Below are 22,328 nucleotides of genomic sequence, written 5' to 3' on the forward strand. Positions count from 1 at the left end.
CCCGTATCGCAAATGTCATGTTTTGGGCAAAAATGTAACGGACTCTGATAAGCGTAAAGATAAATAAGGACTTACTTATCTATGTGGCTGTTTATATTGAATTTTTAATGAGTTTGCTAATAAAATCGTCAGGTTTCAGACATTTACGCTGCTCATAATCGCTTATATACTCGGGCATCGGCTTCAGCAATCAGATGGATTACATGTATCAACCTGCCGCACTCTTTATTGGCCTTCGCTATATGCGCGGGCGCGCAGCTGACCGCTTCGGTCGTTTCGTCTCCTGGCTCTCGACCATTGGCATTACGCTTGGCGTAATGGCACTGGTTACCGTGCTTTCGGTGATGAACGGTTTTGAACGCGAGCTGCAAAACAACATCCTGGGGCTGATGCCGCAGGCCATTCTTAGCGCCCAGCAAGGGTCCATCGATCCGCAAAAGCTGCCGGAAAGCGCGGTGAAATTACAGGGTGTTACCCGGATTGCGCCGCTGACGACCGGCGATGTGGTGCTGCAAAGCGCCCGCAGCGTGGCGGTTGGCGTAATACTGGGTATCGACCCGGCGCAGAAAGATCCTCTGACGCCATATCTGGTGAACGTTAAGCAAAGCGATCTGCAACCTGGAAAATACAACGTGATTATCGGCGAGCAGTTGGCCGGACAACTGGGGGTTAATCGCGGCGATCAGATCCGCGTGATGGTCCCTTCCGCCAGCCAGTTCACTCCGATGGGGCGGGTTCCCAGCCAGCGTCTGTTTAACGTGATCGGCACCTTTGCCGCCAGTAGTGAAGTCGATGGCTATCAGATGTTGACCAACATTGACGATGCTTCTCGCCTGATGCGCTACCCGCTGGGCAATATTACCGGCTGGCGTCTGTGGCTGAGTCAGCCTTTGCAGGTTGATACCCTTAGTCAACAAACGCTGCCGGAAGGCACTAAATGGCAGGACTGGCGCGAGCGTAAAGGCGAGCTGTTCCAGGCCGTGCGGATGGAAAAAAATATGATGGGCCTGCTGCTGAGCCTGATCATTGCCGTCGCCGCCTTCAATATCATCACCTCTCTGGGAATGATGGTGATGGAGAAACAGGGTGAAGTGGCAATTTTGCAGACCCTCGGGCTCACGCCGCGGCAAATCATGCTGGTCTTTATGGTCCAGGGGGCCAGCGCCGGGATTGTCGGTGCGCTGCTGGGGGCCGGGCTGGGCGCACTGCTCGCCAGCCAGCTGAATAATTTAATGCCGATTATCGGCGCGTTCCTTGATGGTGCCGCGCTGCCGGTAGCCATTGAGCCGCTACAGGTGATTTCTATCGCCCTGGTGGCGATGGTGCTGGCATTACTCTCTACGTTGTATCCTTCATGGCGCGCTGCCGCCACTCAACCCGCTGAGGCTTTACGTTATGAATAAGATCCTGCTGCAATGCGACAACCTGTGCAAACGCTATCAGGAAGGCACCGTGCAAACCGATGTATTGCATGATGTCAGCTTCAGCATTGAAGAGGGCGAGATGATGGCGATTGTCGGTACCTCCGGTTCCGGCAAGAGTACGCTGCTGCATCTGCTGGGTGGGCTGGATACGCCGACCTCCGGCGACGTTATTTTTTCCGGTCAATCGATGAGCCAGCTTTCTGCCGCAGCTCGTGCCGACCTGCGTAACCGCGAGCTGGGCTTTATTTATCAATTCCACCACCTGCTGCCGGATTTCACCGCCCTGGAAAACGTAGCGATGCCGCTGCTGATTGGTAAACAGAAGGCAGCGGATATCGAACGCCAGGCCAAAGAGATGCTGCGCGCAGTTGGGCTTGAGCATCGAAGTGACCACCGCCCGTCGGAGCTTTCCGGCGGCGAGCGTCAGCGAGTGGCGATTGCCCGTGCGCTGGTCAATAAACCGCGTCTGGTGCTGGCGGATGAGCCTACCGGTAACCTCGATGCACGCAACGCCGACAGCATTTTCCAGCTTCTCGGCGAGCTGAACGTGGCCCAGCGCACTGCATTTCTGGTGGTCACCCATGACCTGCAGCTGGCAAAACGCATGAACCGCCAGCTGGAGATGCGCGATGGGCACTTGACCGCTGAACTCTCCCTGATGGGGGCCGAGTAATGAGTTCTCCGTTATCGTTATTGATTGCCCTGCGTTTTAGCCGCGGGCGGCGACGCGGCGGAATGGTATCGCTGATTTCGGTTATCTCAACCATCGGTATTGCGCTGGGTGTGGCGGTGTTAATCGTCGGCTTGAGCGCGATGAACGGCTTTGAGCGCGAACTCAATAACCGCATTCTGGCGGTGGTCCCACATGGTGAAATTGAGCCAGTAAATCAGCCGTGGAACAACTGGAACGATGCGCTGACGAAGGTTGAAAAGGTCAAAGGCATCGTTGCCGCCGCGCCCTATATTAACTTCACCGGGCTGGTGGAGAGCGGCAGCAATATGCGCGCGATTCAGGTGAAGGGCGTCGACCCGCAGCAGGAGAGTCGTCTCAGCTCATTGCCAACGTTTGTGCAGAATAACGCCTGGGCCAGCTTCAAGGCCGGTGAGCAGCAGGTGATCCTCGGTAAGGGCGTTGCCGACGCGCTGCACGTTAAGCAGGGCGATTGGGTCTCGATCATGATCCCTAACTCCGATGCCGATCACCAACTGTTGCAACCCAAGCGTGTCAGGCTTCATGTCACCGGCATTTTGCAGCTCAGCGGTCAGCTCGATCATAGTTTTGCCATGATCCCAATGCAGGATGCGCAGCAGTATCTGGATATGGGCAGCAGCGTGACCGGTATCGCGCTTAAGGTGAACGATGTGTTCCATGCGAATACCCTGGTGCGCGACGCGGGCGAAGTGACCAACAGCTACGTTTATATCAAGAGCTGGATTGGCACCTACGGTTATATGTATCGCGACATTCAGATGATCCGCGCCATTATGTATCTGGCGATGGTGCTGGTGATCGGCGTGGCCTGCTTTAACATCGTCTCGACGCTGGTGATGGCGGTGAAGGATAAAAGCGGCGATATTGCGGTGCTGCGCACGCTTGGCGCAAAAGACGGCCTGATCCGCGCGATTTTCGTATGGTATGGTTTACTTGCCGGTTCGGTAGGGAGCCTGATTGGGGTGGCGATTGGCGTTATCTGCGCGTTTAAGCTGACCTCAATTATTAACGGGATTGAGGACTTGATCGGGCATAAATTCCTCTCCGGCGACATCTATTTTATTGATTTCCTGCCGTCTGAACTGCACTGGCTGGACGTCATTTACGTGCTGGTGACAGCACTGTTGCTGAGTTTGCTGGCCAGCTGGTATCCTGCCCGCCGCGCCAGCCGCATTGACCCGGCGAGGGTGCTGAGTGGCCAGTAATTTATCGTCATGATCGGCTTTGCCGATGCATCAAGAGGAATTGCTGAAATGTACTACGGATTTGACATTGGCGGCAGCAAGATAGCGCTGGGCGTATTTGATAAAGAGCGGCGATTGCAGTGGGAAAAACGCGTCGCCACGCCGAAAGAAAGCTACGAGGCTTTTTTACTGTCGGTGGAAGAACTGGTTCAGGAAGCCGATCAGCGTTTTGGCTGCAAGGGCTCTGTGGGAATTGGTATTCCGGGAATGCCGGAAACAGAGGACGGCACGCTGTATGCCGCCAACGTTCCCGCTGCCAGCGGCAGGCAACTGCGGGCGGATCTGAGCGAACGTCTGGGGCGCGACGTGCGCCTTGATAACGACGCCAACTGTTTTGCGCTTTCCGAAGCGTGGGACGACGAATTTACGCAATACCCGCTGGTGATGGGGATGATCCTTGGCACTGGCGTCGGCGGTGGTCTGGTGCTCAACGGCAAATCGATTACCGGACATCGCTATATTACCGGCGAATTCGGCCATATCCGCCTGCCTGTGGATGCGCTGGAAGTGGTGGGCCGTGATTTTCCGCTGACCCGCTGCGGTTGCGGCCAGCTTGGCTGCATCGAAAATTACCTTTCTGGCCGTGGATTTGCCTGGCTGTATGAACATTTTTATCAACAATCCTTAACCTCGCCGGAGATCGTCGCGCTCTGGCAGCAGGGCGATGCGAAAGCGCGTGAGCATGTCGAGCGCTATCTCGATCTGCTGGCGGTTTGCCTGGGCAATATTTTAACCATTGTTGACCCGGATCTGCTGGTGCTTGGCGGAGGATTGTCTAACTTTACGGCAATAACCGAAGGGCTGGCGCAGCGTCTGCCGCGACATCTGCTCCCTGTCGCCAGCGTGCCACGAATTGAGCGTGCACGTCATGGTGATGCCGGAGGAATGCGCGGTGCGGCCTTCCTTCATCTGACTCATTAATTACAGAGGTAGCTATGCAGTCGCGCCGCTTACATCGATTAAGCCGATTTCGCCGCAACAAACGCCGGTTACGTGACCGTCTGCGTCAGCGGATTTTCTTCGGTGATGATAAGGAGAACTCTGAGACGATGGAAAAACCAAGAGTCGTGGTGTTAACCGGCGCGGGCATTTCGGCGGAGTCGGGAATTAGAACTTTCCGTGCCGCTGATGGCCTGTGGGAAGAGCATCGGGTAGAAGACGTGGCGACACCGGAAGGCTTTGCCCGCGACCCGGCGCTGGTGCAGTCGTTTTACAACGACCGTCGTCGCCAGCTGCAAAGCCCGGACATCGTACCCAATGCGGCGCATCAGGCGCTGGCGCGGCTGGAAGAAGCCTTAGGCGATCATTTTCTGCTGGTTACTCAGAATATCGATAACCTGCATGAGCGTGCGGGTAATCATCGGGTGATACATATGCACGGTGAGCTGCTGAAGGTGCGCTGTTCGTGGAGTGGGCAGGTGCTGGAGTGGACCGGCGATGTGACGACGGAAGACAAATGCCACTGCTGCCAGTTCCCCGCGCCGCTGCGCCCGCACGTCGTGTGGTTTGGTGAAATGCCGCTGGATATGGATGAAATCTACCTGGCGCTAGCCGAGTGCGATATTTTTATCGCCATCGGCACCTCCGGGCACGTTTATCCGGCGGCAGGGTTTGTTCATGAAGCGCGGCTACAGGGCGCGCATACGGTGGAGCTAAACCTTGAGCCAAGCCAGGTGGGCAGTGAATTTGCTGAAAAACACTATGGCCTGGCAAGCGTAGTCGTCCCGGAATTTATCGGTAAGCTGTTGAAGGAACTTTGATGCTAATCTCAGCCGCGCTAATGCGCGGCTTTTTTATAACGCTTTCTGCATGTTAATCACTGCCCGGGCATTTGATGCGCTGGTAGCCAGCACGTCAATTACACCGGTGCGCAGCGCGCCGAGAATCGCCGTTGATTTAGTGCTTTCCGAAGCAATAGCAATCACGCAGGGGATGGTGCGCAGTTGTTCAAGGCTCAGGCCAATAACCCGATCATTCATCACCGTATCAACCGGCGTGCCCTGAATATTGAAAAAGCTATAGCCCGCGAGATCGCCCACCACGCCTTGTTCCTGACGAGCGGTGGCTATCTCCTGCGGTGAGAACCAGCCCAGCTGCACCATAAAGCTGTTTTCGTTCATATCGCCGAGGCCAATAATGGCAACGTCCGCCTTGCTGGCCTGTTCGAGCGTAGCTTTAATCAACCGGTTTTGCATAAATGCTGAACGCAGCTCCGGGGTTTCGACGTAGGCTGGCGCGTACAGCGTTTCGCTAAAGCCGTTAAATTTGCGTGCCAGGTTTCGACTGATGTGATCGGCATCGATCAGCTGGTTATCGCGCTTGGTTCCGCCGATACCGCAAATAAAACGACAGTTGCGTTCCGGGAAAATCCCCACGTGGTTAGCGACGGCGGCGACATTGCGTCCCTGGCCAACGGTCACGGTCATATCATTTTTGAGGATCCCGGCCAGATAGTTGCTGACCAGCGCCGCCACCTGCTGGCGCTGTTCATCCTCGTCGTGATGGTCTAAGGCGATAAGCGCGCGTTTGATTCCGAAATGGGAAATAAACTGCTGCTCTATCTGCGAGCTGAAGACCGGATGATATTTCACGCTGATCTCGACAATCCCTTCGTGACGGGCTTTCTTCAGCAAACGACCGACCTTAATGCGCGAGATACCAAAGCGCTTTGCAATCTCTTCCTGGGTTTGTTCCTGATCGTAATAAGCCACGGCAATTTCTGTCAGCAGCGCATAATCTGAGTCTTGTTCAGTCATAGTTATCGCCTGGTGTTTCCATCTTTAATGTCTCCCTAATACTACTGCGCCTGAAGAATAAATTCCTCTGTAACGCGTTGAACAATGTCGCAATAGCCGTTGGCATCCCATGCCGAACGACCAATAAACAGCCCATTGATATCATCCTGAAGGAGTAGTTCTACGGCATTTTGCCGATTGACGCTACCGCCGTACAGCAGGGGAATGCGCTGCCCGGTCTCTGTGCCGAAGGTTTCACACAATGCCTGGCGCAGTGCGCGGTGGATCTCTGCGGCCTGTTCCGGCGTCGCTGGGGTGCCGTGTTCGCCGATGGCCCATACCGGCTCGTAGGCGACCAGAGTTTGTAAAACCTGTTCTTCGCTCAAATCATACAGGGCGATTTTCATCTGTCGTACCACGGTTTCTCGCGATACCTGCCAGCGCTTCTCGTCGGCGCTGTCGCCAATGCAGATAAGCGGCCGCAAACCGTGGCGCAGGGCGCTATGCACCTTTTGGTTGATGGCGGCATCGGTTTCATTAAATGCGCCCCGGCGTTCAGAATGGCCAAGTTCGACCAGGGTCGCGCCGGTTTCAGCCAGCATGGCGGCGGAGATCTCACCGGTCCAGGCGCCGTTTTCCGCTTCATGCATATTCTGTGCCCCGGTCAGACAGGGGATTTGGTGCTGCTGGAGATACTGGCTAACCGGATGAATTGCGGTAAAGGGGGGGATAACAAACGGTTGAATTTTCGGGTGTAAAAACCCCGGCAGCCGCCCTGTCAGCGTTTCACACCAGGCCATGGCTTGAGACAACGGCTTGTTCATTTTCCAGCTGGTTCCTAACCAGATTTGTTCCATTTTTGTTCTCCATAATAGATAAATCAATAGCTTGTAGTGAAAGTGGGTTCGCGTGTTAGTGAGATTGAACTTTTTATCACTATATGAACATATGTTAGATCACATTTTTTTATAAAATAAATCTATGGATTTTTTTATGTGATCTAAATCACTAATAACCTCTCAATCATCAGGTAATGTTCTGACCATATGATTCACCAATGAACATATGAACAAAAACTGATTTCCACTACGAGAGGTCCACGATGTCACAAGAGAAAAAACCTGTTGTCGCACTTACCATTGGCGATCCTGCTGGGATTGGCCCAGAGATTTCAGTCGCGACGATGATGGAAAAAAGCGTCTACGACGAGTGCAAACCTTTTTTAATTGGTTCAGTCCCTATTATCGCCAGAGCGATGAAGATCATGGGATGTGATTTCCCGATCAACAAAATTACCCATCCGCAGGAAGCTCGCTTTAGCTGGGGTACGCTGGATGTTCTGGAAACCGGTGATTACGACTGCGAGAGCATTGAATGGGGGAAAGTGCAGAAGCTGGCGGGGCAAATGTCGCTGGACTATGTCCTTAAATCTATCGAGCTGGGCAAAGCGGGCCTGATCGATGTGGTCTCTACCGCGCCCATTCATAAAGAAGCCATCAAGCTGGCGGGATGCAAATTACCGGGCCATACCGAAATCTATCAGGTTGAAACCAATTCGGATTACGGCCTGACGATGTTCCACGTCCACAATCTGCGCGTGTTTTTCGTCAGCCGCCATATGGCGCTGAAAGATGCCTGCGATTACGCTAATAAAGAGCGCGTGCTGGCTTGCGTACAGCAAATCCACCATGAGTTCACTGCGCTGAATATCCAGAACCCGCGCATTGCGGTGGCCGCGCTGAATCCGCACGGTTCAGATAACGGTCTGTTTGGTCATGAAGAAGCCGATAACCTGATCCCGGCGGTTAAAGCAGCGCAGGAAATGGGCATTAACGCCATCGGTCCGGTACCGGCAGATTCCGTGTTCCATCTGGGCAAGCTGGGCCGCTATGACGCCATCCTCTCTCTTTATCACGATCAGGGGCATATCGCCTGTAAAACCCTCGATTTTGAGCGTTCCGTAACCATCACGTTCGGTTTGCCGTTTATGCGTAGCTCCGTCGATCACGGGACGGCGTTTGATATTGCAGGCACGGGTAAAGCGGGCACCGTCAGCATGCTGGAATCCACCATGGCTGCGGCGCGCTACTGGAAAATGAAAAACCACTAATCGCTGACGTTCATGCGAAGCAAAAGGGCAGAGAAATGGAAAAACATCTGTTGATTAGCAAGGGCAGTAAGGGCTGGGGTGGGCCGCTGACCATTAATATTAGCCAGGCGAAAAAGATTGCTTATATTACCGGGGGGATTTGTCCCCCGGTCGTTGAACGCCTGAGCGAGCTCACTGGCTGGCCGTCCGTTGATGTCTTTAAAAACGGCGAGCCGCCGGAAGAGGAAATTGGTCTGATGGTTATCGACTGCGGCGGCACGCTGCGCTGCGGTCTCTATCCCAAACGCGGTATTCCGACGATTAACCTGCATCCAACCGGCAAAAGCGGCCCGCTGGCGGAGTTTATTCACGAAGGAATATATGTTTCTGGCGTCACGCCAGCCTGTATCGAAATGGTCTGGCCGCAAGGAGAAGGCGGTAAGTTGGGGATCGTTGCCGACGACCTGACCGGTGCGACCACCGTTGGGGTACTGCTGGCGCGCAGCGGCTTGAAAACCGCCGCCTTTTTCGATACCGAATCTTTCGCCCGCAACGAAGTAGAGTATCCGGCGATGGTGGTCAGTAGCGACAGCCGTCCACTGCCGAAAGCGGAAGCTCAGCATCAGGTTAGCGCCGCGGTGAAGCTGCTGCAGGCGCGCGGGGCGCACTACTTTACCAAACGTATCGATACGACGCTGCGCGGCGGTATTGGCTTTGAAATCGACGCCATGCTGGAACAGCTGCCGCTGGAAACGGTTGCTGTAGTGGTCCCCGCGATGCCGCAGTCGCGCCGTATTCTGGTTGGCGGCTACTCGGTGATTGACTCCGTTGCGCTCTCGCGTACCGATGTGGCTCGCGATGTACGTACTCCGGTGACCGAGTCGTGGGTTCCGGGGCTGTTGGCGGCGCAGACTCATCATCAGGTCGGGCATATCGCGCTGGCTTCGGTGATGAAAGGCGAGGGGCAGATTCAGCAGGATCTCCAGGAACAGCAGCAGCGCGGTGTGCGGGTTATCGTGGTCGATGCGATTACGGTTGAGGATGTCGACGCGATTGCCGGGGCGGTGGTTTCGCTGAACTGGAACGTACTGGCGGTCGATCCGGGTCCATTTACCGAGCGGCTGGCGGTGCGTCGTGGCCTGATGCGGGAAGCGCGCAACAGCGCGTCAACGACCGCGGTAGCGGAAAACCCGCGCGGCTCGATCCTGGTCGTCGCCGGGAGCGCAACGCCGGTGACCAAAAGGCAGCTCCAGCATCTGATCGCCAATGATGAAAGGGTTTGCCATATCCCAGTTGATGCAGAGCTGCTGGTCGACAAGAAAAACGCCGCTGAGATCGAAGTTAATCGCGTGGTTCAGCATGCGCGGCAGTGCGTACCGGCACAGCAGAACGCGCTGTTTGTTTTTGAATCTGCGTTAACCGGACGGTTATTGAATCTTCAGGAAGAAGAGCAGCGATTTGGCCTGGCACACGGTCAGGCTGCAGAAAATATTAATCAGGGATTGGGCAATATCGTACGTGAAGTCCTTAACTGCGCATCGGGTGAAATTAAAGGTCTGTATATGACCGGCGGTGACACTATGGTGAATGTGCTGAAAGAACTCGGTGCTACCGGTATTGAAATGATTGACTATGTGATACCGCAAACCGATATGGTGCGTATTATCGGCGGCGATTATGCCGGGTTGATTTGCGTCGGCAAAGGCGGATTAACCGGACCGGAAGATATTATTAGTACTATCGTTGACAGAATTTATAAAGAAGCACAGCAATAACCCTGAAGTCATATAACTAAAAACGGCGTAATGGTCGTCCGGGTAGTATTGCGTCGTTATCTCTGTTAAATCATAATTTATGAGTTACCCTATGAACATAAATATACTTGAAAAAATGAATAAGGTGCCAGGCGGTTTAATTATTATCCCGTTGCTCGCGGCGATTCTTATTAATACCTTTGCCCCTGAAGTTCTGGGCATCGGCGGCCCGACGACTGCATTATTTAAAGTCGGTTCCAGTGCGATGATGGGGATTTTCCTGCTGATTTGCGGCACCTCGATTAATATTCGCCAGGCGGGTTTGCCGCTCTATAAAGGCGCGGTGCTATTGTTCCTTAAATGCCTTGCCGGTGCGCTGGCCGTGTGGGCCGCAGGGGCGATGTTTGGTCCTAATGGGTTTCTGGGTATTTCGACGCTGGCGCTGATTGCCTGCTTGACCAGCTCTAACAGCTCGTTGTATATCGCGCTGTGCAGTAACTACGGCGATGCCAGCGATGCCGGGGCGATCTCGGTCTTCTGCGTCAAAGATGGTCCGTTCGTGACCATGATGGTACTGGGCGTCAGCGGGTTGGCTAATATCCCGTTCGCCGCGCTGCTGTCGATGCTGATCCCTCTGCTGATTGGCATGTTGTGGGGTAACCTCGACGAGCGCTTCAAGCAGCTGTGCGCCGCCGCTCAACCGCTGATCATCATTATTATGTCGTTTGCTATCGGCGCAAACTCCAGTATCAATACGGTCTTTACCGCCGGTTTGTCCGGGATCTTACTGGGTATTATCTCTGCGATAACCGGCATTGTGTTCTACTTTATCTACAACCTGTTCCTGAAGAAGAAAACGGCGCTGGGTGCTGCGTTGGGGACGACTGCCGCCAGTTCGGCGCTGACGCCAGCAATGGTGGCTCAGGCTGACCCTTCTTTGGCGATGTACGTTGATGCCGCCACTGCGCAGCTGGCGACGGCGAGCATTATCACCATGATCACCGCACCGATACTGGTGGCCTGGTTCGATAAACGTCTGAAAAAGCGCGCCCCTGCCGTTGAACCGGTAAAAAAAGAAGAGAATGAAGAAAAGGTGGCATTATCTTCTCATGCCGCAAAAGGAAACAAATAATATGACCGTGCCGTTGTATTCATTACTTATCACGGCTGTTGGGGAATACGTCGAAAACTACCTACAGGAGCAGAAACTGATTTTATTCTCAGATTCCGTTCCCGACGATATTGCGATGTATTGCGCCGTACACCAGGGCAGTGAGCTGACGGCTGAATTATCACCCGGGCAGATAATGAAAATAAATGAGACTATTTATCGGGTGACTGCGGTGGGCAGTGTTGCAACGGCAAATTTAAAACAGCTTGGTCATATTACATTAAATTTTGATGGGGCGGTAAGCGCTGAATTACCAGGGACGGTACATCTTTGTGGCGAATCACCACAATATATCCAAACTGGCGACCGAATTTCTTTCTACCAGAATCTGAATTAAAACTGAATTAAGACGTACTGTTAAATTAAGGAAACTACCATGAAAACAATCGCTATTGGTGCGGATGATGCCGCCTATGCTTTCCGCGACGCTATCGTCGCTTATCTGAATGGGCAGGGAATTAACGTCGCGGATTACAGCAGCGATAAACGCCAGGGCAGTACGGTCTATCCGGATGTTGCCCATGCGGTGGCGATGTCGATTAAGCAGGGCGAGCACGATCGCGGCATTTTAATTTGCGGCACAGGTATAGGGATGAGCATTGTGGCGAATAAAGTGCCGGGCGTTCGTGCGGCCCAGTGTCACGATACCTTCTCTGCCGAACGGGCGCGCAAAAGTAATAATGCGCAGATTATTACCCTCGGGGCTCGCGTAATTGGCCCGGAACTGGGTAAGAAAATTATTCAGGCATGGCTTGAATCCGAATATGAAGGCGGCGGCTCTGCATCGAAAGTAGAGCGTATCGATTATTACGAACACCAGCACGCCAGAGATTAATATCCGCAGTCGTAATATAAGGAACAGACTATGAGCCAGTTAGACGAGCTGAAAAAATACACCACGGTTGTTGCCGATACCGGCGATATTGAATCGATTAAAAAGTTTGCCCCGCAGGATGCGACCACCAACCCTTCTCTGGTGCTCAAGGCCGCCCAGCTGCCGCAGTATCAGGCGCTGATTGCTGACGCTATCGGCAAAGCCCGTCAGCAGGGCGGCAGCGCACAAACGCAGCTGATTAACGCCTGCGATCAGGTGGCGGTGGATATCGGTAGCGAAGTGCTGCGCCACGTACCTGGGCGTATCTCGACAGAAGTCGATGCCCGATTTGCCTGGGATCGCGGGATGTGCGTGTCGAAAGCGCGCAAGCTCATCCAGATGTACGAAAAGAACGGCATTGGGCCGGATCGTATCCTTATCAAACTTGCCGCCACCTGGGAGGGCATTCGTGCCGCCGAAGAGCTGGAGCAGAGCGGCATCAACTGCAACCTGACCCTGCTGTTCTCTTTTGCTCAAGCGAGGGCCTGCGCCGAAGCGGGCGTCTTTTTAATCTCGCCGTTTGTCGGGCGTATTTACGACTGGTATCAGAAAAATCAGCCGCAGGCGGAGTATCAGGTGGACCGCGATCCGGGCGTGGTTTCCGTGCGCCAGATTTACCAGTACTACAAATCCCACGGCTACGACACCGTGGTGATGGGGGCCAGCTTCCGCCGCATTGAGCAGATCCAGGCGCTGGCGGGCTGTGACCGTCTGACCATCTCCCCGGCGCTGCTTGATGAGCTGGCCGCCAGCGAAGGTGCGCTGACCCGTCAACTGGTGCCTGGTAACGTGACGGAAACCCGTCCCAGCCCGATGACCCAGGCGGAGTTCCTCTGGCAGCACCACCAGGATCCGATGGCGGTGGAAAAACTGGCTGAGGGGATCCGGCTGTTCGCCGTCGATCAGGTCAAACTGGAAAACCAGATTCAGCAGATGCTGTAAGGCGTGGGGAATATCCTGATGAACACAACGAATAATACCCGCCGCCTGTGCGCCAACGCGCTGCGTGCCCTGAGTATGGATGCGGTACAGAAAGCCAACTCCGGCCACCCCGGCGCGCCGATGGGGATGGCGGATATTGCGGAGGTCCTGTGGCGGGACTTCCTGCGGCACAACCCGAACAACCCGGCATGGGCCGATCGCGACCGCTTCGTGCTTTCCAACGGTCACGGCTCGATGCTGATTTACAGCCTGCTGCATCTGACGGGCTACGATGTATCACTGAACGATTTGCAGAGCTTCCGCCAGCTGCATTCCAAAACGCCGGGCCATCCGGAAGTGGGTTACACCCCGGGTGTCGAAACCACTACCGGTCCGCTGGGGCAGGGTATTGCCAATGCGGTGGGTATGGCGATTGCGGAGAAAACGCTGGCGGCGCAGTTTAACCGTCCGGGCCACGACATTGTTGACCACTTCACTTACGCCTTCATGGGCGACGGCTGCATGATGGAAGGTATCTCCCACGAGGTATGCTCCCTGGCCGGTACCCTGAAACTGGGCAAACTGGTGGCGTTCTATGACGACAACGGCATCTCCATCGACGGTCACGTTGAAGGCTGGTTCACTGACGACACGGCAAAACGCTTTGAAGCCTACGGCTGGCACGTGGTGCGCGGCGTGGACGGTCACGATGCTGACTCGATTAAACGCGCAGTGGAAGAAGCACGTGCTGTTACCGACAAACCGTCTCTGCTGATGTGCAAAACCATCATCGGTTTCGGTTCTCCGAACAAACAGGACACCCACGACTCCCACGGCGCACCGCTGGGCGACGCGGAAATCGCGCTGACCCGCGAAGCACTCGGCTGGAAACACCCGGCCTTTGAAATCCCGTCTGATATCTATGCTCAGTGGGATGCGAAAGAAGCCGGTCAGGCGAAAGAAGCCTCCTGGAACGAGAAGTTCGCGGCTTATGCGAAAGCCTTCCCGCAGGAAGCGGCAGAATTCACCCGTCGTATGAAAGGCGATATGCCGTCTGACTTCGATGCGAAAGCGAATGAGTTCATCGCTAAGCTGCAGGCGAATCCGGCGAAAATCGCCAGCCGTAAAGCATCCCAGAATGCGATCGAAGCTTTCGGTCCGTTGCTTCCTGAATTCCTCGGCGGCTCCGCTGACCTGGCACCGTCTAACCTGACCATCTGGTCCGGCTCTAAAGCCATCAACGAAGACACTGCAGGCAACTACATCCACTACGGCGTGCGTGAATTCGGTATGACCGCGATTGCCAACGGTATCTCGCTGCACGGCGGTTTCCTGCCGTACACCTCCACCTTCCTGATGTTCGTGGAATACGCCCGTAACGCGGTGCGTATGGCGGCTCTCATGAAGCAGCGTCAGGTGATGGTGTATACCCACGACTCCATCGGTCTGGGCGAAGATGGCCCGACTCACCAGCCGGTTGAGCAGGTGGCTTCCCTGCGCGTCACGCCAAACATGTCCACATGGCGTCCGTGTGACCAGGTTGAATCCGCTATCGCGTGGAAATACGGCGTTGAGCGTCAGGACGGCCCGACCGCGCTGATCCTTTCCCGTCAGAACCTGGCGCAGCAGGAACGTACCGAAGAGCAGCTGGCGAACGTCGCCCGCGGTGGTTATGTGCTGAAAGATTGCGCTGGCCAGCCAGAGCTTATTTTCATCGCCACCGGTTCAGAAGTGGAGCTGGCGGTAGCCGCTTACGAAAAACTGACTGCCGAAGGCGTGAAGGCGCGGGTGGTTTCCATGCCGTCCACCGACGCATTCGACAAGCAGGATGCCGCTTACCGTGAAGCCGTGCTGCCGAAAGCGGTCTCTGCTCGCGTAGCAGTTGAAGCGGGCATCGCTGACTACTGGTTCAAATACGTGGGCCTGAACGGCGCTATCGTCGGCATGACTACCTTCGGCGAATCTGCTCCGGCTGAGCTGCTGTTTGAAGAGTTTGGCTTCACCGTGGATAACGTTGTCGCCAAAGCGAAAGCGCTGCTGTAGTCCTTTCACCCCACCCGGGTACGGCGCGGTAAGGCCGCGCCTTGCCTGGGCTACAGGGCCGGTGCGGTCTGGTAGCCCGGACAGGTGCGCAGCACCGCTCCCGGGAATTTTCAACACTGTTTTTGATTTACAAAAAAATAACATTGTGACTAACGAGGCATTATCAAATATTCATTTGTGGCATGTTCCTTAACTCAAGTAACAGAGAAGGAATATAACCATGGCCACTGAGTATGTTGACTACCTTATTCTCGGCGACGAACATCACGGTGAAATCTACAGTGATATTAAAACCCACTCTCTCCAGGTCCGTTCGAAATACTCAACGCCGGTTCAGCGTTACGCCGCCAATGCAGATTCCGCCTCCGTGCAGCCCAAAATGGTGAACTACAACGTACATGAATACCCAGCGCAAGATGGCCGATTTTATCTGGTGGCGACCAACTACCCGCTGGCGGATTTTGACGTTGAGGAAGCATTGGTTAAATCGAGAATTCATCCGCTAAGAGCGTAACCATTCACTATAGCCACCGCTGGCTGAAATCGGGCCAGCGGGGTAAATTCAGTGCCGCTTGCGCGTCCATAGCCAGGTGGCCAGAAAGGTACAGAAGCCGATAAGCACCGCCCATAGCGGAGCAATTTTGTGCAGTGAGAGCACGCCGTGACTTAAGAACAGGCACAGGGCCTGATAAAAGAGGTTGGCTATCGTCATGGCCAGCGTGAACTTCAGCGCATAGCGCCAGCGGGTGGTGAAGCGGAAACACCATGTGAAGGCCATAAACGCCAGCACCCAGAAGAGAAAACCGAGCGGATGGCCGGGCAAATCGTTCTTGTAGGGCGCATCCGACGAAGCATACCAGGTGAGCGGCGGCGTGGGCTGCTGTAATAGCGCCGCCTGTAGTACGTCCAGCGCGGTATTGAGCCCCTGGAACCACAGACCATTCTGCCAGTAGGCGAGGGTGTGATTCTCAATGATTAAGGCCGCGTGACTGGCTTGCAGACGAGGCAGCGCCTTCGGGTCCGCAATCAGCTCAACCTGGCGGCTATCGGTGGTGATAATCAGCAGCAGGAAGCCCTGATTTTCATCAGCCAGTCGTTTTGCCGATTGCAGTAGTTGTGTTTTTTTCGCCTGCAAAAGGGTCTCTTGCGTGGTTAACAGAATAAACGGCGCGATCCCTGTTTGCTTTTTGAAACGCTCAGCGCGCTGGATAATGTCGCTCTTACTGGAAACCGTATTGGTGGTATCAGTAAGATATCCTTCAATATCGGGCGTTGAAACTGCGCTGGCGGAATAAGCGAGTGAAAGACAGAACAGGCCACAGAACAGGATAATGAATTTTCTCACTGGACTATCCTCCGTTTCTTTTTAGAGGAAGGGTGAATAAGCAGGCTGGCGGCGGTAAAAATGATGCCAATAAGACCTAAAAAACCCCATTTAAAAAAATTCATCCATGGGCTATGGATCCTGGCCTGATGCGGTTGTCCGGGAGGATAAATAACATCGACGGTTTCTCCCTCGCTGTTTTCATAAAGGGAATTACCGCTCTTTGATTTAAAAATGAGCGTGTAATCCGGCGTCGGGCGGAAGGCGACAACGGGACGCCAGGTGGCTTTGTTGCGTTTTGTCCCTTTGGCGTTGGGGTTGCTTCTGCGCAATTCGGTATCAACGATAATACCGGTGGTATGGATAACGTTGCTGTTGGCGCGATATTGATAATAAAAATAGCGGCGGAGATGAGCATCGTCACGATGCCAATGCTGAGGAAGATATAATAAAGAACTTTGCCGTCTTGTTTCATGTGTACTTATCCTTGTAACACATTAATACCCATCATACTTCAAGCTGCATCTTTGTTGGCTGCATGCACTTACCCCGGTCACGTACTGTTTGTACGCTCCCGGGGATGCGTTTAGTTGCCGCCGTGATGCCACTCGAATTATTTTGGGTATTAAACTTAACCGAAGCCCGGCAGGCTGGTGCGATTAACGACCCGCTTTCAGCTTCTGATAATACTCTTCATACAAGGTGCTGGCGCTACCGACGTCGTTCTGCCATTCGCCTTTTTGAATCGTATCGGCGTCCGGGTAGAGCGATTTATCGTTAGCGACTTCCGGGCTTAGCATCTTACGCGCGGCGAGGTTTGGCGTCGGGTAGCCGATAGTTTCCGCCACCTGTTTGGCGACTTCCGGGCGCAGCAGGAAATTGATCAGCTTCAGCGCGCCGTCGACGTTTTTGGCGTTTGCCGGGATCGACAGGCTATCCATCCAGAAGATGCCGCCTTCTTTCGGCCACACGACTTCCAGCGGCGTACCGGCCTGGCGCGCCACCCATGCAGAGCCGTTCCACACCATGCCGAGGTTCACTTCGCCTTCCATATACGGGTTCGCCGGGTTATCCGAGTTGAACGCCGCCACGTTAGGCATCAGCTTTTTCAGCTCGTTATACGCCGCTTCAATCTCTTTCGGATCGGTGGTATTGCCGGAGTAGCCCAGTTTACGCAACGCGACCTGGAACACTTCGCGCGCGTCGTCGGTTAGCAGCAGGCTACTTTTATATTCCGGTTTCCACAGGTCCGCCCAACTGGTGACGGTTTTCGGATCGATCTCGTCGCTATTGATGCCAATCGCCGTCGCGCCCCAGATGTAGGGGATCGAGTAGTCGTTATTTGGATCGAACGGTTTGTTCAGCATTTCAGGATCGAGATTGCCGAAGTTGGTCAGCTTGCTTTTGTCGATCTTCTGCAGCATGCCCTCTTTGCGCATTTTATCGACGAAATAGGTGGACGGCACCACCAGGTCATAAGCGCCATCTTTGTAGGTTTTGAGCTTGGCGTACATGGTTTCATTCGACTCGTAGGTCGAATAGATAACCTTGATGCCGGTCTCTTTGGTGAACTGTTCCAGCAGGCCCGGCGGTACGTACTCGGTCCAGTTGTAGAAATAGAGCGTTTTGCTATCGTCCGCGTGCGCGGCGCTCATTCCGACTGCCAGAGCGCCCGCAGCGAGCAGGTGGCGTGACCATTTTTTCATTTTAACGTCCCCTGAGTTTTATCACGTGCAATTAACTGGCTGGCAATCACCATTGCCAGCGACAGAACCAACAAAATGGTCGCCAGCGCATTGACCTCTGGCGATACCCCAACTTTGACCATCGAATAAATTTTCAGCGGCAGGATTTCATAACCTGGACCGGTAACGAACGAAGAGACTACCACGTCATCCATTGACAGGGTGAAGCTCAACAGCCAGCCTGCAGCCACCGCGGGCAGCGCCAGCGGCAAAATAATCTTGCGCAGAATGGTTATCTCACTGGCGCCGAGATCTTTCGCTGCTTCCAGCATCCGCACGTCGAAGCCCTTCAGGCGCGAGAATACTGTGACGACCACAAAGGGCAGGCAGAAAGTGATATGCGAAAACAGCAGCGACCAGAAGCCGAGTTGAATACCGATCAGCATAAACAGCACCAGCAGCGAAATTGCCATCACGATATCCGGCGACATCATCACCACAAACAGCATCCCGCTGACGAACGGCTTGCCGCGAAAGCGATAGCGGTACAGCGCCACGGCGGTCAGCGAGCCGATAAGCGTAGCGAAAGTTGCTGACAGCACCGCCATGGTCAGCGAGTGCTGCGCTGCCTGCAGCAGGCTGTCGTTGTTCATCAACAGGCTATACCACTTGGTAGTGAAGCCTTGCCAGTTGATGCCGAAGCGTGAACTGTTAAACGAGTTAACGATCAGAATAATAATGGGGATATAGAGGTACGCGTAAATGGCGGTCATAAAGCCGCCGCGCAGCAGTCGACCGATCATTCCAGCTCCACCTTTTTATTCAGTAAACGTGCCGCGCGCCAGTAAATCAGCAGCATCAGGCCCATCACCAACGTGAGCGTAATGCTGGTCGCCGCGCCGAAAGGCCAGTCGCGAATGTTGAGGAACTGGCTCTTAATCACGTTACCGATCAGCAGGTTCTTCGCGCCGCCCATCAGGTCAGAAACGTAGAACAGCCCCATCGCCGGGAGCATCACCAACAAGCAGCCAGCAATAATGCCCGGCATGGTCAGCGGAATAATGATGCGGATAAAGGTTTGCAGCTTGTTGGCACCCAGATCTTTCGCTGCTTCCAGCAGCGGGCGGTCGAGCTTCTCGATGCTGGAGTAGAGCGGCATTACCATAAACGGCAGCAGAATATAGACCAGGCCGATAATCACCGCCGAGGGGGTGTACATGATGCGCAGTGGCGTATCGATAACCCCTGACCACAGTAGAAACTCGTTGAGATAACCTTTAGTACTGAGAAAAATCTTCAGTCCGTAGATACGAATCAGTGAATTGGTCCAGAAGGGCACGATCAGCAGAAACAGTAGCAGCGGACGCACTTTCTCGGGCAATCTCGCCAGAAACCAGGCAAAGGGATAGCCGAGCGCCAGGCAGGCCAGCGTCGCCAGCAGCGCCATATTCAGAGAGTGCAGAAGCACATCGTAGTAGAGCGGGTCGAGCAGGCGCGCGTAGTTATCCAGCGTAAAGACCAGCTTGACGAAATTGATATCGTCGCGGGTCAGGAAGCTGGTGCCAATAATCATCAGGTTGGGCAGAAAGACAAACAGCACAAGCCAGCCCACGATGGTGGCAATCACCACATTTTGGAATCTACTTGTGTTCTTCATCAGCCAGCACAACCTCCCAGCTTTCTACCCAGTTAATGGCCATTTTCTGGTCGAGAGAGTGGTCAAAGTCAGGATCGTCTTCATTAAAGAATTCGCTGACCATTACCATCTTGCCGTTTTCCAGCTCAACCACCGACTCCAGCGTCATGCCTTTATAGTTACGTTCACGGATATAGCCTATCAGGCCATCTGCCTCGTTACTGTGGTGAATCTCATCGACGCGCAGATCTTCCGGGCGCAGTAACACGTTGAGCTTCTGGCCTTTTTCGACGGCAAAGTTGACGTAGATATTGCATTCACGGCCTTCAACGTTCGCACGCACTCGCTGCTCGTCGATACGTTCGATAACCGTGGCATTGAAGAGGTTGATTTCGCCGATAAAGCTGGCGACAAACAGGTTTTTCGGCTCTTCGTAGATTTCACGCGGCGTGCCGTCCTGCTCGATTTTTCCGTCGCGCATCACCACGATGCGATCGGACATGGTTAACGCTTCTTCCTGATCGTGAGTGACGAACACGAAAGTAATACCGAGCTTACGCTGGAGGGCTTTCAGCTCGTTCTGCATCTGCTTGCGCAGTTTGTAGTCCAGCGCAGAGAGGGATTCATCAAGCAGCAGCAGACGCGGTTTATTAACCACAGCTCGGGCAATCGCTACGCGCTGCTGTTGCCCACCGGAAAGCTGATGCGGTTTACGCTGGGCAAACTCTTCGAGCTGCACCATGCGCAAAGCGTCATGGACGCGGGGGGCAATTTCCGCCGCCGGGGTTTTTTGCATGCGCAGGCCAAAGGCAACGTTCTCAAATACCGTCATGTGCGGAAAGAGCGCATAGCTTTGAAAAACGGTGTTAACGTGACGGTTTTCCGCCGGGATATGGGTGATGTCGTGATCTTCGAGATGGATATGGCCACTATCGACGTTTTCCAGTCCGGCGATAAGACGAAGAACGGTTGTTTTACCGCAGCCAGAGGGGCCAAGCAGGGTGAGAAACTCACCGTTGTTGATGGTCAGATTGAGGTCGGATATTACCGTTTTACCATCAAAGCTTTTGCGAATTCCCGCCAGTTGAACCAGCGGCGAACGCGAACGCGGTTGTATATTCAATTTTTGACTCTGTCCCATGTAGACGCAGCGGAAAGCTTACCGATGCGGGGTTTGTGGTTAACCACCTTTGGGTTTGCACATGAAATAATAAGGGCAAGCATTCTACGGCAAACGATTGTAATCGCCAATGATTGATGCGCCACGATGAACTACCTTTACAACATTATCGTTCGAAATGTATTAAATTCTCATTTGCCGGGCTAAAAATGACCTGACGCAATATTTGTCTTTTCCGGCTTATCAATAATGTTGTCACAAAAGAAGAGGGTGGCTACATGGATAAATTGCTTGAGCGTTTTTTGCAGTACGTTTCTTTGGACACGCAATCGAAGTCTGGCGTGCGTCAGGTTCCGAGCACCGAAGGGCAGTGGAAGCTGTTACGCCTGCTCCAGGCGCAGCTGGAAGAAATGGGACTCGTCAATGTGACGCTAAGTGAGAAAGGGACAGTCATGGGCACCCTGCCGGCTAACGTCGCGGGCGATATTCCGGCCATTGGCTTTATTTCACACGTTGATACGTCGCCAGACTTCAGCGGCAAGAACGTCAATCCGCAGATTGTTGAAAACTACCGCGGCGGCGATATTGCTCTTGGTATTGGTGACGAAGTGCTTTCTCCGGTGATGTTTCCGGTGCTGCACCAACTGCTTGGACAGACATTAATTACCACTGATGGTAAAACCCTGCTCGGCGCTGATGATAAAGCGGGTATTGCCGAGATTATGACCGCGCTGGCAACGCTAAAGGCGAAGAACATTCCCCACGGCGATATTCGCGTGGCCTTTACCCCGGATGAAGAGGTCGGCAAAGGGGCGAAGTATTTTGACGTCACCGCGTTTGACGCCCGCTGGGCCTATACCGTCGATGGCGGCGGCGTGGGTGAGCTGGAGTTTGAAAACTTTAACGCCGCGTCGGTGACGATTAAGATCGTCGGCAATAACGTGCATCCCGGCACCGCGAAGGGTGTGATGGTTAATGCGCTGTCGCTGGCGGCACGAATTCATGCCGAAGTGCCCGCCGATGAAGCACCGGAAACCACTGAAGGCTACGAGGGCTTCTACCATCTGGCCAATATCAAAGGTACTGTCGACCGTGCGGATATGCACTATATCATCCGCGATTTTGACCGTAAGCAGTTTGAAGCCCGCAAACGCAAAATGATGGAGATCGCCAAGAAGGTTGGCAAAGGGCTGCACCCGGATTGCTATATTGAGCTGATCATTGAGGACAGCTATTACAATATGCATGAGAAGGTGATGGCGCACCCGCACGTGGTCGAGATTGCTCGTCAGGCGATGGTGGATTGCCATATTGAGCCGGAAATGAAGCCGATTCGTGGCGGCACCGACGGCGCGCAGCTCTCTTTTATGGGCTTACCGTGCCCGAACCTGTTTACCGGTGGTTATAACTACCACGGCAAGCATGAGTTCGTGACCCTCGAAGGCATGGAAAAAGCGGTGCAGGTGATTGTGCGTATCGCCGAGCTGACGGCAAAACGCTAAACCCAGAGCCCGGTCCTGTAGCTCCTGTAGGCCCGGTAAGGCGCTAGCCGCCACCGGGCAAAAACAGTCCATATAAGCTGAAGAGGAGGGAACC

The 22,328-nt window shown here is 54.1% G+C and carries 21 protein-coding genes and 1 pseudogene; 14 read left to right on the top strand and 8 right to left on the bottom strand.

Features of this window, described 5'->3' with window-relative positions; genetic code table 11:
• The first annotated feature begins 203 nt into the window (after positions 1–203).
• From lolC to cobB, 5 genes are read left to right on the top strand one after another with little or no spacing between them, the layout of a single operon-like run.
• Positions 204–1,403 carry a lipoprotein-releasing ABC transporter permease subunit LolC gene (gene lolC / locus QVF11_RS26190; protein ID WP_112216803.1) on the top strand — a complete coding sequence of 400 codons (1,200 nt, stop codon included), beginning with the start codon at positions 204–206 and terminating at the stop codon, positions 1,401–1,403.
• Positions 1,396–2,097, top strand: a complete 702-nt coding sequence (lolD, locus tag QVF11_RS26195; protein WP_110277142.1) for a lipoprotein-releasing ABC transporter ATP-binding protein LolD — start codon at positions 1,396–1,398, stop codon at positions 2,095–2,097. The genes lolC and lolD overlap by 8 nt, the downstream gene beginning before the upstream one ends.
• Complete coding sequence (gene lolE, locus QVF11_RS26200) at positions 2,097–3,341, top strand: lipoprotein-releasing ABC transporter permease subunit LolE (RefSeq protein WP_112216802.1); 1,245 nt, start codon at positions 2,097–2,099, stop codon at positions 3,339–3,341. Before lolD ends, lolE begins: the two co-directional genes overlap by 1 nt.
• 48 nt (positions 3,342–3,389) lie before the next feature.
• Positions 3,390–4,301: an N-acetylglucosamine kinase gene (gene nagK, locus QVF11_RS26205; protein ID WP_112216801.1), complete on the top strand. Its 912-nt coding sequence runs from the start codon at positions 3,390–3,392 to the stop codon at positions 4,299–4,301.
• A gap of 14 nt (positions 4,302–4,315) precedes the next feature.
• Positions 4,316–5,140 carry a Sir2 family NAD+-dependent deacetylase gene (cobB, locus tag QVF11_RS26210; RefSeq protein ID WP_112216800.1) on the top strand — a complete coding sequence of 275 codons (825 nt, stop codon included), beginning with the start codon at positions 4,316–4,318 and terminating at the stop codon, positions 5,138–5,140.
• 33 nt (positions 5,141–5,173) lie between these two features.
• On the opposite strand, the gene QVF11_RS26215 is transcribed toward cobB, so the two are convergent.
• Both QVF11_RS26215 and QVF11_RS26220 read right to left on the bottom strand, forming a co-directional pair.
• Positions 5,174–6,136, bottom strand: a complete 963-nt coding sequence (locus QVF11_RS26215; RefSeq protein ID WP_110277146.1) for a sugar-binding transcriptional regulator — start codon at positions 6,134–6,136, stop codon at positions 5,174–5,176.
• A gap of 41 nt (positions 6,137–6,177) precedes the next feature.
• Positions 6,178–6,972: a triose-phosphate isomerase gene (locus QVF11_RS26220; RefSeq protein ID WP_287860525.1), complete on the bottom strand. Its 795-nt coding sequence runs from the start codon at positions 6,970–6,972 to the stop codon at positions 6,178–6,180.
• A gap of 245 nt (positions 6,973–7,217) precedes the next feature.
• Between QVF11_RS26220 and pdxA the strand changes: the two genes are divergently transcribed.
• The 8 genes from pdxA to QVF11_RS26260 all read left to right on the top strand — a co-directional run bounded on the left by pdxA (position 7,218) and on the right by QVF11_RS26260 (position 15,481).
• Positions 7,218–8,225, top strand: a complete 1,008-nt coding sequence (gene pdxA / locus QVF11_RS26225) for a 4-hydroxythreonine-4-phosphate dehydrogenase PdxA (RefSeq protein ID WP_142465010.1) — start codon at positions 7,218–7,220, stop codon at positions 8,223–8,225.
• Positions 8,226–8,260: 35 nt separating this feature from the next.
• Positions 8,261–9,979: a four-carbon acid sugar kinase family protein gene (locus tag QVF11_RS26230; protein WP_287860528.1), complete on the top strand. Its 1,719-nt coding sequence runs from the start codon at positions 8,261–8,263 to the stop codon at positions 9,977–9,979.
• Positions 9,980–10,070: 91 nt separating this feature from the next.
• A complete protein-coding gene (locus QVF11_RS26235) occupies positions 10,071–11,090 on the top strand; it encodes a 2-keto-3-deoxygluconate permease (protein WP_112216796.1) in 1,020 nt (339 codons plus the stop codon).
• A 1-nt stretch (position 11,091) separates the two neighbouring features.
• Complete coding sequence (locus QVF11_RS26240) at positions 11,092–11,466, top strand: PTS glucitol/sorbitol transporter subunit IIA (RefSeq protein WP_112216795.1); 375 nt, start codon at positions 11,092–11,094, stop codon at positions 11,464–11,466.
• A gap of 39 nt (positions 11,467–11,505) precedes the next feature.
• Complete coding sequence (gene rpiB / locus QVF11_RS26245; protein ID WP_110277152.1) at positions 11,506–11,964, top strand: ribose 5-phosphate isomerase B; 459 nt, start codon at positions 11,506–11,508, stop codon at positions 11,962–11,964.
• A gap of 30 nt (positions 11,965–11,994) precedes the next feature.
• A complete protein-coding gene (tal, locus tag QVF11_RS26250) occupies positions 11,995–12,945 on the top strand; it encodes a transaldolase (RefSeq protein WP_287860533.1) in 951 nt (316 codons plus the stop codon).
• An 18-nt stretch (positions 12,946–12,963) separates the two neighbouring features.
• On the top strand, positions 12,964–14,967 hold the full coding sequence (gene tkt, locus QVF11_RS26255; protein ID WP_287860536.1) for a transketolase: 2,004 nt from the start codon (positions 12,964–12,966) through the stop codon (positions 14,965–14,967).
• Positions 14,968–15,187: 220 nt separating this feature from the next.
• A complete protein-coding gene (locus tag QVF11_RS26260) occupies positions 15,188–15,481 on the top strand; it encodes a hypothetical protein (RefSeq protein WP_112216659.1) in 294 nt (97 codons plus the stop codon).
• Between the two features lie 48 nt (positions 15,482–15,529).
• Here QVF11_RS26260 and QVF11_RS26265 read toward each other — a convergent pair whose 3' ends face one another.
• From QVF11_RS26265 to potA, 6 genes and pseudogenes are all read right to left on the bottom strand, one after another.
• Positions 15,530–16,312 carry a TPM domain-containing protein gene (locus tag QVF11_RS26265; protein WP_287860540.1) on the bottom strand — a complete coding sequence of 261 codons (783 nt, stop codon included), beginning with the start codon at positions 16,310–16,312 and terminating at the stop codon, positions 15,530–15,532.
• Positions 16,309–16,766, bottom strand: a pseudogene (locus QVF11_RS26270) (DUF3592 domain-containing protein). Before QVF11_RS26270 ends, QVF11_RS26265 begins: the two are co-directional and overlap by 4 nt.
• A gap of 184 nt (positions 16,767–16,950) precedes the next feature.
• Positions 16,951–17,997 (bottom strand): spermidine/putrescine ABC transporter substrate-binding protein PotD, encoded by a 1,047-nt coding sequence (potD, locus tag QVF11_RS26275; protein WP_112216656.1) that lies wholly within the window; start codon positions 17,995–17,997, stop codon positions 16,951–16,953.
• Entirely contained in the window at positions 17,994–18,779 is a 786-nt protein-coding gene (gene potC, locus QVF11_RS26280; protein ID WP_112216655.1) for a spermidine/putrescine ABC transporter permease PotC, read from the bottom strand. Before potC ends, potD begins: the two co-directional genes overlap by 4 nt.
• Positions 18,776–19,633, bottom strand: a complete 858-nt coding sequence (potB, locus tag QVF11_RS26285) for a spermidine/putrescine ABC transporter permease PotB (RefSeq protein WP_112216654.1) — start codon at positions 19,631–19,633, stop codon at positions 18,776–18,778. The genes potC and potB overlap by 4 nt, the downstream gene beginning before the upstream one ends.
• Complete coding sequence (gene potA, locus QVF11_RS26290; RefSeq protein ID WP_112216653.1) at positions 19,617–20,753, bottom strand: spermidine/putrescine ABC transporter ATP-binding protein PotA; 1,137 nt, start codon at positions 20,751–20,753, stop codon at positions 19,617–19,619. The genes potB and potA overlap by 17 nt, the downstream gene beginning before the upstream one ends.
• A 257-nt stretch (positions 20,754–21,010) precedes the next feature.
• Here potA and pepT point away from each other — a divergent pair, with 257 nt between their 5' ends.
• Positions 21,011–22,234 carry a peptidase T gene (pepT, locus tag QVF11_RS26295; protein WP_112216652.1) on the top strand — a complete coding sequence of 408 codons (1,224 nt, stop codon included), beginning with the start codon at positions 21,011–21,013 and terminating at the stop codon, positions 22,232–22,234.
• Positions 22,235–22,328: the final 94 nt, after the last annotated feature.

The organism is Klebsiella sp. (genome assembly GCF_027492335.1).
GTDB classification, from domain to species: Bacteria; Pseudomonadota; Gammaproteobacteria; order Enterobacterales; family Enterobacteriaceae; genus Klebsiella; species Klebsiella huaxiensis.

Coding starts and splice junctions, on each gene's coding strand:
- rpiB (WP_110277152.1), top strand. CDS start 11,506: ATGAAAACAATCGCTATTGGTGCGGATGATGCCGCCTATGCTTTCCGC.
- pdxA (WP_142465010.1), top strand. CDS start 7,218: ATGTCACAAGAGAAAAAACCTGTTGTCGCACTTACCATTGGCGATCCT.
- QVF11_RS26240 (WP_112216795.1), top strand. CDS start 11,092: ATGACCGTGCCGTTGTATTCATTACTTATCACGGCTGTTGGGGAATAC.
- cobB (WP_112216800.1), top strand. CDS start 4,316: ATGCAGTCGCGCCGCTTACATCGATTAAGCCGATTTCGCCGCAACAAA.
- pepT (WP_112216652.1), top strand. CDS start 21,011: ATGGATAAATTGCTTGAGCGTTTTTTGCAGTACGTTTCTTTGGACACG.
- lolE (WP_112216802.1), top strand. CDS start 2,097: ATGAGTTCTCCGTTATCGTTATTGATTGCCCTGCGTTTTAGCCGCGGG.
- potD (WP_112216656.1), bottom strand. CDS start 17,997: ATGAAAAAATGGTCACGCCACCTGCTCGCTGCGGGCGCTCTGGCAGTC.
- lolD (WP_110277142.1), top strand. CDS start 1,396: ATGAATAAGATCCTGCTGCAATGCGACAACCTGTGCAAACGCTATCAG.
- nagK (WP_112216801.1), top strand. CDS start 3,390: ATGTACTACGGATTTGACATTGGCGGCAGCAAGATAGCGCTGGGCGTA.
- QVF11_RS26235 (WP_112216796.1), top strand. CDS start 10,071: ATGAACATAAATATACTTGAAAAAATGAATAAGGTGCCAGGCGGTTTA.
- QVF11_RS26220 (WP_287860525.1), bottom strand. CDS start 6,972: ATGGAACAAATCTGGTTAGGAACCAGCTGGAAAATGAACAAGCCGTTG.
- potB (WP_112216654.1), bottom strand. CDS start 19,633: ATGAAGAACACAAGTAGATTCCAAAATGTGGTGATTGCCACCATCGTG.
- QVF11_RS26260 (WP_112216659.1), top strand. CDS start 15,188: ATGGCCACTGAGTATGTTGACTACCTTATTCTCGGCGACGAACATCAC.
- QVF11_RS26230 (WP_287860528.1), top strand. CDS start 8,261: ATGGAAAAACATCTGTTGATTAGCAAGGGCAGTAAGGGCTGGGGTGGG.
- QVF11_RS26215 (WP_110277146.1), bottom strand. CDS start 6,136: ATGACTGAACAAGACTCAGATTATGCGCTGCTGACAGAAATTGCCGTG.
- potA (WP_112216653.1), bottom strand. CDS start 20,753: ATGGGACAGAGTCAAAAATTGAATATACAACCGCGTTCGCGTTCGCCG.
- tkt (WP_287860536.1), top strand. CDS start 12,964: ATGAACACAACGAATAATACCCGCCGCCTGTGCGCCAACGCGCTGCGT.
- lolC (WP_112216803.1), top strand. CDS start 204: ATGTATCAACCTGCCGCACTCTTTATTGGCCTTCGCTATATGCGCGGG.
- tal (WP_287860533.1), top strand. CDS start 11,995: ATGAGCCAGTTAGACGAGCTGAAAAAATACACCACGGTTGTTGCCGAT.
- potC (WP_112216655.1), bottom strand. CDS start 18,779: ATGATCGGTCGACTGCTGCGCGGCGGCTTTATGACCGCCATTTACGCG.